The 11,969-nt window shown below is 59.7% G+C and carries 9 protein-coding genes; 6 read left to right on the top strand and 3 right to left on the bottom strand.

Annotated elements, in window-relative coordinates:
• Positions 1-3 precede the first annotated feature (3 nt).
• From ABDB81_RS25975 to vgrG, 3 genes are read right to left on the bottom strand one after another with little or no spacing between them, the layout of a single operon-like run.
• Positions 4-903, bottom strand: a complete 900-nt coding sequence (locus ABDB81_RS25975) for a T6SS immunity protein Tli4 family protein (protein ID WP_346813977.1) — start codon at positions 901-903, stop codon at positions 4-6.
• Positions 900-2,678 carry a hypothetical protein gene (locus tag ABDB81_RS25980; protein ID WP_346813978.1) on the bottom strand — a complete coding sequence of 593 codons (1,779 nt, stop codon included), beginning with the start codon at positions 2,676-2,678 and terminating at the stop codon, positions 900-902. Before ABDB81_RS25980 ends, ABDB81_RS25975 begins: the two co-directional genes overlap by 4 nt.
• A 23-nt stretch (positions 2,679-2,701) precedes the next feature.
• Positions 2,702-5,185, bottom strand: coding sequence for a type VI secretion system tip protein VgrG (vgrG, locus tag ABDB81_RS25985; protein WP_346813979.1), 2,484 nt, complete (start codon positions 5,183-5,185; stop codon positions 2,702-2,704).
• A 290-nt stretch (positions 5,186-5,475) separates the two neighbouring features.
• Here vgrG and tssB point away from each other — a divergent pair, with 290 nt between their 5' ends.
• From tssB to ABDB81_RS26015, 6 genes are all read left to right on the top strand, one after another.
• Entirely contained in the window at positions 5,476-6,024 is a 549-nt protein-coding gene (gene tssB, locus ABDB81_RS25990; protein ID WP_346813980.1) for a type VI secretion system contractile sheath small subunit, read from the top strand.
• Entirely contained in the window at positions 6,021-7,568 is a 1,548-nt protein-coding gene (tssC, locus tag ABDB81_RS25995) for a type VI secretion system contractile sheath large subunit (RefSeq protein WP_346813981.1), read from the top strand. Before tssB ends, tssC begins: the two co-directional genes overlap by 4 nt.
• 100 nt (positions 7,569-7,668) lie before the next feature.
• On the top strand, positions 7,669-9,015 hold the full coding sequence (tssK, locus tag ABDB81_RS26000; RefSeq protein WP_346813982.1) for a type VI secretion system baseplate subunit TssK: 1,347 nt from the start codon (positions 7,669-7,671) through the stop codon (positions 9,013-9,015).
• The gene (locus ABDB81_RS26005; RefSeq protein WP_346813983.1) at positions 9,012-9,662 is read left to right on the top strand and encodes a DotU/TssL family secretion system protein; all 651 of its coding nucleotides are present in this window, start codon (positions 9,012-9,014) and stop codon (positions 9,660-9,662) included. The genes tssK and ABDB81_RS26005 overlap by 4 nt, the downstream gene beginning before the upstream one ends.
• Before the next feature lie 10 nt (positions 9,663-9,672).
• Positions 9,673-11,397, top strand: coding sequence for an OmpA family protein (locus ABDB81_RS26010; RefSeq protein ID WP_346813999.1), 1,725 nt, complete (start codon positions 9,673-9,675; stop codon positions 11,395-11,397).
• Between the two features lie 3 nt (positions 11,398-11,400).
• Positions 11,401-11,886 (top strand): Hcp family type VI secretion system effector, encoded by a 486-nt coding sequence (locus ABDB81_RS26015; RefSeq protein ID WP_346813984.1) that lies wholly within the window; start codon positions 11,401-11,403, stop codon positions 11,884-11,886.
• Positions 11,887-11,969 lie beyond the last annotated feature (83 nt).

Below are 11,969 nucleotides of genomic sequence, written 5' to 3' on the forward strand. Positions count from 1 at the left end.
ACTTCATACGGCCCCCGGACGTAGACGAATGGAATCGATCACGGCGTCCCACAATTCCAGTGCTTCCTCATCGCTGGCAAAGGATTCCTTGTTCGTGGTGTAGGCGCTCTCTCCTACCCTGAGCGAGGCATTCAGATTAGGCTCCGCCAGCGAGCGCGCCTTGCCGGGGGCCTCCCATTTGAAACCATAGCCGCGCTTTCCATCCTGCGTGCTTGCAAGCAGGATCTCGTCGGCTTGAATGGAGCCAACCGGTCGTGCGCGGTCACGCAGACGCGAGAGCCCCGCCATGGTTCCGAGCAGGCCCGCGACGACGCCACCGGCGCGCTCGCGCAATCCTGGCTCTACGCGATACAGTGCATAAGATGTGAGCTCGAAAAAAACGTCAGGCTTGCCGGGCAATTGGATAACCATACGCCAGCTTTCCGGATTGAATCGTTTCTCGACCAAAATTGCATCGTCAACTATGTAGCCGACGCTTTCCGGCGTTACTCCATTTGTAGTCTGGCGCCACTGTCGAGACAACTCCGCGCAAGTCTGTAGCGCCGTTGCCTTTAGGTCTCGCGACACTTCCCCGATGGAGTTCAGATAGCGATTATCGGCCAAGAAATAGGTATCAAATACGTAGAAAATGTTCCCAGTGGGGCGATTCCATGAGATCAATGTAACGGCGTCGTTCGCATGTTCTACACGCTCCACGAACATGCTGCCAAACTTTTCATGCTTGGCCGCTCGCAGCGCTTGTTCTTTCTCAGCGAGAAGTCTCTCGTAATGCTCTTGGCTTCGGATATCGGATAGCGGTTTTACTTTGTCTTCATTGAATATATAGGTTTCGATTGTCTTGGCGTTCTCTGGAATGTCAACTAGGTGTCGCCCAATCGCTCTCGTTCTCCATCCCTGTTTCATGTGCTCTCCTTCTTGTGCCAGTGTGCCTGCTGAGCAATCTTGATCACTGCGTACATGGTGGCAAAGAGCGAGCGCCGATGCACGTCACCGAAGCTTCCCTGATGGTCATAGCAAAAGTATTCGTTACTCTGCCCCGGATTACCCTGTCCATGCGCAAAGCTCATCGCGATACCGGCTTTACCCGGGGCCTCGCCCGAGTACACTGGCACCGTGCCATCACCAGGACAGTCAGGATCAGCAATCTTCAGGACGGAACCTTTGTTCGTTCTGAGAGTTCCTTTACCGTCGTCCCGTGACACGGTAATTGCCGCGGCATCGACGTCGAACATCTCCTTGCTTTCCCATGACACCCCGCCCCAGGTCATGCGGTCCTTGTCCGCCATCAAGCCGGAACCGAATAGCCCGCCGGAGTCTTTACCTACATCGCGCTTACCCTGTACTCCATAGTGGGCATAGGTCGGTGATTTGTATTTCTTCTCAATGGCGCTGTGAAATTCTTTGACCAGGCCAATTGTCGTTGCCAATCCTTCACGCGGAGAGTCACGCTCTTGCTTCTCTCGTCTTTGTATTTTCCTGCCATTGGGATTCATCAACGCCAAATTGTGATCCGGCACAAGTCCATACCACGCGCGCGATTGATAGATCTCCTCATAGGGGTCTCCGCCCGCTGGCAAGGGCGGCATCAACTCGTTTCCTTTGTTGTCCCGCACGAACAACCATGGCTTGCCGTCGTTGTAATCAGCCGTCGGCAACAACTCGAGTCCACCCGGTGCTTGCGAAAGTATGGCCACCACGTCGGCGGCGTTGCGCCCCAGGAACAGCTTTTCCGCCCCTTCGAAGCCCGCGCGCATGCGCTTGTACGTGGCCGGCGCGCCTGTTGCGGGCTGAACGCCGTGCGAAACACCAAGGACCTTGCCGCACTGATGTATCTCGGTCAGTGCACGACTGACCAGTCCTCCCATCGAATGCGTGACAACGATGACCTTTTCCGCCATCGGCCGATTCGGCTTCTTGCGCTGGATACTGCATTGGTCGCTCCCCTCGCCATCTGGGGTGTCCTTGACGGTCACGCGCTTGCCCTCGTTGTAGAAGGGAAGAATCGTGTTCTCGATCAGGTCCTGGATGGCCGCGCCAGAATCCTTGTTGCTCTGCAGCCAGTTGTAACCACCCGCCCAAACATCGAACTGATAGTTGGCCGCGTGCAGAACCTCCTCCCTTGTCAGCGCATCGCCTTCTTCGGCGCCCCATTCCCTTGGCGAATCCTGACTGGATTCCTCCGCCCAACCCTTGAAGTCGGCTTCGCAACGCTCAAAATCGTACCGGGCCAAGTCATTGAGCAATTTTTGCAACTGCCCCATGAACGGGTGGTAGCACGAGCGCATCAATGCACCCCAACCGCGTGCTACCAGCACATTTTTCGGCAGGCCGCTGTCGCCCGCGTCGATCGGTCCACTGGGGTCGATCTCCACCGTGTCCGTCGCCAGGTCACCGGCTCGCTCATTCGTATTCTTGAGCAGGTAGCCGAACAGTTGGACGATCAGGTCTGCCGCGCCTCTCAGATCGGCGTTCGGAGGACGCCAGGCGCTTGACTTGCCTTCCTTCTTACGCAGGTTGGTCCCCATGATGCCCGGTATGAAAAGAATGGGAATCACATACGGCTTTACCAATACGATTTTCTCCCGCTGGTCCTCCTCGGAGGTCAGGGTCGCGCTACCGTACTGGTCCCCGTTCTTGTCGACGATACTGGGAATGATGACGATGTTCGATTCGGTCATGATCTTCGCAACGGATTGGGGGATTAGTCGAGCGGGCGAATTTTTACGGGTTCCACGAAGATGCTCTTCTGGACTGGTGTCTTGCCGGACGCGTTTGTTTGCATCTTCAGCCGCGTGCCGTCCTCCCGGGCGATTTCAATGGCGGAGTTGGAGAGTGGTTCCCCCGTCGATGGATTCCGGAGGACATAGGCCTCGTCGAATTTCGCGTGCTGCCACGTGTTCATTTCTTGCGCGAGCGAACTGGCGCCCTGGCGGCTGAAAGCCGCCGACTTGACCGTCCGGTCGCCCCGCGTCCCGTCCTCGATCCCGGTTGACGACATTCGCAGATACGACCCTCCACACTTGAGCAGCAACTCGTCCCTTGCCTCGATGACGACTCGGCCATTTACGCTGGAAATCGTCATGTGTTTATCTGCAAGCAGACGCATTTCATCGCTCTGGGCCTGAAGTTCTACCTTCCCGCGCGCGGCAAGCAACTTGATGCCCAGCTTCTGGGAAAAGATGGACACCAACTCGCCCGCAGCCAGCGTAAAGCGTTTCGCGATACTGAGATCGGCGTGGCCCCCCGCCGTGGCAATGAGGTTATGGGCGGCCGTGCACTGCAGGTCCGTTCCCGAAGCGAGCGCCACGCCGGCCGGGGCACTAATCAGAATGCCCGCCTTCTTTAGTTGCGCGAGGGATTCGTTCAGCAGAGCCTTCTGCCGGTCGTAGTCAGCAGTCACTGCTTCGGCTGCCTTGGCCGCAGCGGCCAAAGCTTCAGTCTGCTGTAGTGCTTGCTGGAGAAGACCTTGGGCAGACTCCATGTCGAGTTGTTGGCCGTTGGCGTTCGGCTGGTCGTCCGCCGAGATGAGCATCCCCTTGCCGCTGCGCAGAGCACCCCACCCGGACGTGCGCAGCTCGAAACCGTCGCCACGCTTTTTCTTCTTGCCATCGACCAGATAGCCCATGTTGAGCTGCGTCTTGCCACCGTAGTCGGTGGACAGCTTGATGCCTTCCTCGCCCTCCCAGTCTTCAAACCGCAGCTTGTTGTTCGCTTGCGTACGGATGACATTCCGCGAAAGCCAGCGATCTTGACTGGTAATCAGGTCCTCATGCTGACTGTGATGATGGGCGTGCGCAATGTAGGGCTTGTTCGGATCACCATCCCGGAAGGCAATGGCCACCTCCGTGCCATCGATGAGCGGAAAATGGAAGCCTGTCTGCCTCGCCCCAGCGAATGGTTTAGCCAGACGCATCGGAACACTCTCGCCGCCTTCGGGCCAGTCCTCGAAGTCGAGGTCAAGGCGCACCACATAGTGACCTTGCTGCGTCAGGTAGGCGTACTTGTAATCGCCGGGCGAGGTCACGCGCCCACTGAGGTTGCCCGAGATGCGCGGCCACTTGCCCTCGTCAATTGGCAGACGGAAGCGCCGATCCGACGGAATGGCCTTGTAGGTGTTGCGGTAGGCTTGATCACGCCCACCCGTGTGAACGACTTCTGTTACCACCTGACCGTTGGGCGCATCGGACAGTTCGACATCCATGCGCAGGATGCGTGCCGGTCGTAGGCCGAGAATGTTGCTCTGACCCTCGTAGACGATCTGCCCAGCCAAGGCCGCCTCATGGCGCAGTTGTGCTTCCCACTTGGCGCCCGCCATGTCCAGGTGGTGCGTGCCGTAGATGTAGGGCTGTCCGTAGTTGGGTTTTTCCTTGCGGGCGACATTCGCCTCGGCTTTAAAGCGCTCATAGGACTGCGCCGGATTGTAGTCTGCTGTCAGGTACGACTCGGGCACCGTATGCACGTGCGTCTGGATGTCGAACACCGTCTCGACACCGACCTCCAAGCCCGCCGTTTCCCGATATGGCACCCGCAATTCCGGCTGGTAGATATAGTGGTCTACATCGTCGGAAACCTGAAAAACATCACCAAAGGTTGTTCCAAATCGCCCAGGCAGAAAATAACTGTACAGCCCTTCTTGCTCCATCAGCAGCCGGATATAGTCCCAGTCCGACATCTGGTACTGAAGTCGGAACAGGTGCTCGGGATACTGGCGGCGGGTCTTGAAGGAGAACTGGTGGCCTTCCAGGTTGTGGCGGCGCAGGATGGCTTCGATGATCTGCGGCGCCGTCTTCTTCTGGTAGACGCGGCTCGCCTTGGTCAACGTCAGCAATGCAACTTTGGGCCGCACCTCCATTTCGTAGGCGCAGAAGTCGCGGCTCTGTCCGGTCTTCGAAAAGCGAAAGATGCAGCCCGAAAATTGACGCGGCTCCGAGCCATCACCCGGGTCGATCGAGAACGTAGCGTCACGGCGCAGGTACTCCAGCCGGTCCAGGTTCATCGGATGGGTCAGGCGTACCTTGACGCTGTAGGGCTCCCCCAGGCGCTCCTCCGCTTCGAATGACATCACGGACAGGCCCGCGGCGCTTCGCGCGCTTGGCACATCCAGATGATAGGCCTGACGCCCGGTCACCACCTTGAGCAGCCCGCCCCCCAAGACCTTCAGTTGATCCGCCACTGCACCAGCCATGTTCCTCGCTCCGTTATCAGCGTGACCGAAGTTGCCGAGTAGGTCATCGCTTCCGATGCGAAACCCACAGCCTGCGCGCCGCACCTTACGCCGTTTTCAATCGACTGAAAATGGTCAATGGCCAGGACCCACAACGGAAGTTAAACAAAGCTAGAAATAAGATAAATCCTATATACGGAGCGTTGTCACGCTGATAAAAATCGCGCTGGTCTCCGTGCCGGTCTGTTTCACATAGACGAGATGGCGCGATACAAGCAGCGTTTAATTCTGATATAAAAAGGAATAGGTATATGTCGGAAAGTTTTCAAAACGAAGTCCCCAAGGCACGGGTCAACATCAAGCTGGACCTGCATACAGGCGGCGCACAGAAGAAGGTTGAATTGCCGCTCAAGTTGCTGGTGATGGGCGACTACAGCAACGGCCAGGAAACGCGTACGCTGGCTGAGCGCGAGAAGGTTTCGGTCAACAAGAACAACTTCAACTCCGTCCTCGCCGACTACAACCCCAGGGTAAGAATCGCGGTCGAGAACACGCTGGCGGGTGATGGTTCGGAGCTACCGGTTGATCTGGACTTCAAGTCGATGGACGACTTCAAGCCCGAAGTTGTGGCGAGCCGCGTGCCAGAGCTGCGCGCACTGATGGCCGCACGCAATTTGCTGCGTGACCTCAAGTCGAACCTGCTTGATAACGCCATGTTCCGTCGCGAATTGGAAAAGATCCTCAAGGACCCGGGCCTCTCCGATCGCCTGCGCGCCGATCTGCAGAAGATCGGCGAATCGGCACCATCCGCCGTCCCGTCCGCCCAGTATCCCACAGTTCCTGAGAATTCAACTCCATGACCAAGCACGAAATCTCCGCCCTCGGCAATCACGAAACCGAGACTGTCGTATTGGATGCGTCTGGCAAGAGCGTCTACGAATCCCTGTGCGAAAAAATCAATCTGACGCCTGTCAAGATGACCCGTCCGGTCGAATCCTTTCAGAGCGCCGATGCGCTCGCGGAATCGTCGCTCGACGAGCGCGTCACGCAGGCGATGAACGTCTTCCTGAAAATGATCCAGGATTCGTCGCAGCAGGTGGACCGCCTCGACAAGAGCCTGCTGGACTTCCATATTGCACATCTGGACGAGCAGATCAGCCGACAGCTCGACGCGATCATGCATCACAAGACGTTTCAGGAGATCGAGTCTGCCTGGCGTGGCCTCAAGTTCCTGGTCGATCGCACGGACTTTCGCAAGAACGTCAAGATCGAAGTACTGGATGTCGCAAAGGAGGCGCTGCGCCAGGACTTCGAGGACACCCCTGAGGTGATCCAGAGCGGCCTGTACCGACACACCTACATCCAGGAGTACGACACCCCGGGCGGTGAGCCGATCGGCTCTATCATTTCGAACTATGCGTTTGATCGCAGCCCGCAGGATATTGCCCTGCTACGCAATATTTCCAAAGTGTCCGCCGCCGCCCACATGCCGTTCGTGGGTTCGGTCTCGCCGAAGTTTTTCGGTAAAGACGCGATGGAAGACGTGGCCAGCATCCGCGATATCGGCAACTATTTCGATCGTGCCGAGTATCTCAAGTGGAAGAGCTTCCGTGATTCGGACGATGCGCGCTATATTGGCCTGACGCTGCCGCGCTTCCTGGCTCGCCTGCCCTATGGCCCTGAGACCGTGCCGGTACGCGCGTTCAACTACACCGAGGCCGTCAAGGGTCCGGACCACAACCGATATCTGTGGGTCAATGCGTCGTTCGCGTTTGCCGCGAACATGGTGCAGAGCTTCATCAAGAACGGCTGGTGTGTGCAGATCCGCGGCCCGCAGGCCGGTGGTCTGGTCGAAGACCTGCCAATCCATCTGTATGACCTCGGTACCGGCAACCAGGCCAAGATTCCGACCGAGGTGCTGATTCCGGAAACGCGCGAGTTCGAGTTCGCCAACCTCGGTTTCATTCCTCTCTCGTACTACAAGAATCACGATTTTGCGTGCTTCTTCTCGGCGCACTCTGCTCAGAAGCCGGCGCTCTACGACACCAGTGAAGCCACGGCAAACAGCCGCGTCAACGCACGGCTGCCGTACATTTTCCTGCTGTCGCGCATCGCTCACTACCTGAAGCTCATCCAGCGCGAGAACATCGGCACCACCAAGGACCGACGCGTTTTGGAACTGGAGCTCAACACCTGGATCAAGACGCTGGTGACCGAGATGACCGATCCGGACGACGAGTTGCAAGCGTCGCACCCGCTGCGCGAAGCCAAGGTGATTGTCGAGGACATCGAGGACAACCCGGGCTTCTTCCGCGTCAAGCTCTTCATCGTGCCGCACTTCCAGATCGAGGGCATGGACATCAATCTGTCGCTGGTCTCGCAGATGCCGAAAGCGAAGAACTGAATTTCAAGGGGCTATCAGCGCCGCACGGGAGGCCAAGGCTTCGCGCGGCGCGATTTGCATTCGCCGTCTAACGCGCGTTACAGCGCGGCTCTCGATCACCATGAAGATAACAAGACCGCTGTGGGCACAGGGAATTTTCATGACCCCGCAGCATTTCCAGCAGCAGGCGCTGTGGGAGCGATACTCCGACGAACTGGTCGCGCAGATTGCCGCCCCTGAGCCGTGGGGTGTCGTGCAGGTGGCACTGGACCAGCAGGCGCTCTCCATTCATCGGCTTACCGTCAGCGCCCTGAAAGCGCGCCTGCCGGATGGGACCCTTATCGATACCCGAACATCCGACCGGACGCCCACCCCACGCGATCTTGCCGACATGCCGGTGAATGTCGACAGCGTGACGGTTCTCATCGGCCTGCCCCTGGTAGATGCCCAGGGCGGCAACTGCGTCGAGGAGGTTGATCGGCCGGCGCGACCGCGCCGTTTCGTTCGCGAATACCTGTCTGTTGCGGACATGCACGGCGAAGGCAGGGAAGAGATCAGTATCGAGCGCCACGCACTGGCCCTGCTCTTCGATTTCGAGGAACACGCCGATTACGTGACCTGTCCGATTGCCCGACTGGCCCGCACCCCGCAGGGCCGCATCGAGATTGATGCGGCCTTCGTACCCCCCTGTCTCTTCCTGTCGGCAAGTGACCGCCTCACCGACCGGATGAAGCGCTTGTCGGACATTCTTGCCGCCAAGAGTGCGAGCCTCGCCGTGCGCCGACGCGAGCGCTCGGACCAGATTGCCGATTTCGCCGTAGCCGATGTCGCACTCTTCTGGCTGCTGCACAGCGTCAACAGCAGCTGGCCGGAGCTGGCTCGGCTGTGTGCAGCGCCGCAGCAGCACCCGGAGCGCCTCTACGGTGTGCTCGCCCGCCTGGCTGGTGCGCTGCTGACATTCTCAACGACCGAAACGCTGAAAGCCATACCGGCCTACGATCACCTGACCCCCGAGCCCGTGTTTGCGGAGCTGGAATCGGTCATTCGCGCGCTGCTGGATACGGTAATTCCGTCACGTGTGGTTCCGGTAGTACTGGAGCGAGTGCGACCGACAGTCTGGGTCGGCAAGATCAACGAGGAGCGCCTGGTCGAAGGTGCCGATTACTACTTGTCAGTCCAGGCCGGATTGCCCGCCCATGCACTGCTTGAGCAGCTCCCGCGCCTGTGCAAGGCCGGGGCACCGGATGAGGTTGAGCAGATTGTCAACTCGGCGCTGCCGGGGATTCCGCTGCGCACCATGTCACGATTGCCTGCGGCTATTCCGGTGCGCATCGAGAACCAGTACTTCGCACTGGACAGCGCGCATCCCGCCTTCAGGCGCATGCTCGATGCACGCGCCTGCCAGTTTTATGTACCGGCCTCCGTGCCGGATGTCTCACTTGAGCTCTTTGCGGTACTGCCGGCATGACCACGTTCACGACCATTGTTCCACTCGCCTTGCGCGACACCGCACTGACCGTCACCGAATTGGATGCTGGCGCCACGATTGCGGTCACCTTTGAGTCCTTCCGGGCAAAGTGCCTGGAGCTTGTGGCTCACTTGCGCGAAGAGTTCCGCGCGGCTGGCCATTCTGCGGCTGTTGTGGAAGACGCTGCCTACGCGCAGTGTGCATTGCTGGATGAAGTCGCCCTCCAACATCTCAAGGCGGTGGATCGCGACGCCTGGGAACGCGAACCCCTGCAGGTCAAGGAGTTCCAGAGTCATAACGCAGGAGAAGAGCTAATTGTCCGTATGGAGCGTCGGTTGGCGGAGCCGCAGCCTGTGGTGCCGTTGCTGGCAGTGTTCTATGCCGTCCTAGGACTCGGCTTTCAAGGCAAGTTCGCGTTCGAAGGCGCCGCTGCCCGCGAGACCCTGATGCGGGCCATTGATGAACGCCTGGGGCGTGCCGGGGTGCAGGGAGCGTCCGGTCCGATCATCGTCACCGCCGGCAAGGCGCGTGGCTTGCGCCATCTCACGCCCCTCGGCTGGGTCCTGATTTCCCTTGCCGGAGCGGGCCTGATCTACTTCGCGCTGGACCGCTGGCTCACCGCCTCGATCGCGCAGCTTGTCGGCTGAAAGGGAATTCGTGACCGGCTACCCGTATCGCACACTCTTTGTCTGGATCGCGGCGCTCGCGCTGGCCTGGTTGGCGGTGAGCTCACCGTGGGCCACAGCTTGGAATCTGCTGCTCGGCGGCCTTGTCGCCGTTCTGGCAGTGGCGGCAATCGCCGTTGCAACGCGGCGATTGCAGGCGCGTCGGCAAGTTTCTCAGGCTGTTCTGACCGCGATTGATGCCTCGCTTGCGGCGCTGCCGGACGATATTCGGCGCAATACGCCGCTCGTGCTAACCGTCGGCGCTGCCAATGGCGTCCTGGCCTCGACCTTTGGCGAAGCGCTTGTGAAGATCACGGACGTCGCCATCTGGGTACGCATTGATGAGCCAAACCGGTTGGCATTCGTAGCCGATGCCCTCAAGCGTCGGCGTGAGGGCCAGGCGCCGGATGCCGTTGCCTGTCTGGTTGCGGCCGACGAAGCACGCGACGCCACGGCACTATTCGCGACACTCCGGAGCTGGCGGGCGGCCGTTGGCGTGGCCAGCCGCGCCGTCGGCTACTCGCTGCCGGTTTGCTTGGCCGTGTACGTAGAGGAAGCTGACGGGCCATCCGACGACTGTCCTTGGTTCGGCTTTTCAGGAACAGTGCCACCCGACACCGCACTAGGCGCGCAGCTTGCCGATCGCCTCGCCCAGTATCCGGCAGGGGCCATACCGGCAGATCGGGCGGCACGCATGCGCCGCATTGCCCGCCTCGATGCGCTGGCGCAGTGGGCTTCCGTTGCATTGCTGCCCTCGCTGCGCAACGACGACCCAGGCAGGAAAGCCATTGGGCGTCCGGTCTGGCTGGCTGCGTTTGGCGTAACCGCCACGGTAGGTGTGCCGGTGGCCGACTCGCTCTATGCCCAACTTGTTTCACAGACGACAGGCTTAGCCCCTGTGCCCAAAGGCGACCGGCGCGCGTCCTACGCTTTTCCAGACCCACTTATCCGGGGTATTGCAGTGCAGCCAGCACAGCACGCGCTGCCCCGCGCGCTGGCCCACGCCTTCACTTGGCTGGTCTTGGCGTTCTGCGCCGCCGCAGCGGCGTCGGCCTTGCAAAACCGCGCACTGGTCGTACGCGTAACGGACGACATGAGTAGGTATCGCGCGATCGGTGCGGACCATGTCGCAGCCCGGATCGATGCCTTACAAGTGCTCAAGCGTGACCGGGACGAACTAGAACGCTATCACCGCAACGGGGTGCCGCCACGGCTCGGCCTGGGATTCTATCGGGGAGGCGCATTGCAAAGCCCGTTAGAAAGCCTGATTGCCGCTTACAAGCCGCCAGAACCGCCGCCGTCGACCATTGAACTGGACAGCCTGTCGCTATTCAGAAGCGGCAGCGCGGTGCTCAATCCAGGCTCCAACCGCGTCTTGGTTGAGGCGCTGGAGATGATCAAGGCCCATCCGGACAAGCGCGTGCTGGTGGCCGGGCATACCGATGCCGTTGGCCGCCCCCAGGCCAATCTGAAACTGTCCGAAGCCCGTGCAGCTTCTGTGCGGGATTGGCTTGCCGACGCGGCAGGGCTGCCGGTGACGCATTTCGCGATCCAGAGCTACGGCGACACCCGCCCCAAGGCCACCAACGATACGGAGGTTGGCCGCGCGGCCAACCGTCGCGTCGAGATCACCCTTCTCCCTGACTGCCGTGATGATCGTCGTGGCAATCAGGCAATTTCGGGCCAATCGGCCTGTTCATTCCAGCAAAAGGAGTAAGTCATGGCAATTCCCGCATACATGTGGATCAAGGACGATGGCGGCGCCGACATCAAAGGGTCGGTTACCGTTTCAGGCCGTGAAGGCAGCGTCGAGGTCGTGGCGTTCGACCACACCGTGAACATCCCGACCGACTCGAACACCGGCAAGCTGACCGGCACGCGCGTGCACAAGCCGATCACCTTCACCAAGGAAACTGACGCCTCGACCCCCTACCTGTACAAGGCGGTCACCAGCGGCCAGACCCTGAAGTCGATCGAGATCAAGTGGTACAAGATCGACGACTCCGGCAAGGAGAAGGAGTACTTCAACACCAAGCTGGATAACGTCAAGGTGGTGGCCGTCGCGCCGAAGATGCTGGACATCAAGAACCCGGCCTTTGAAAAGCACAACCATCTGGAAGAGGTCGAGTTGCGCTACGAGAAGATCACTTGGTCGTACAAGGACGGCAACATCATTCACGCCGATAGCTGGAACGAGCGCTCGTAAGCGCTGCACGGCCGGTACATAGTGTCGGCTAACCACCCGCGCGGCCGGCGCGTCCTGGCCGCGCTTTCCTGACTCTTCTGATT

It is taken from the genome of Cupriavidus sp. DL-D2, from assembly GCF_039710735.1.
In the GTDB taxonomy this organism is placed as follows: Bacteria; Pseudomonadota; Gammaproteobacteria; order Burkholderiales; family Burkholderiaceae; genus Cupriavidus.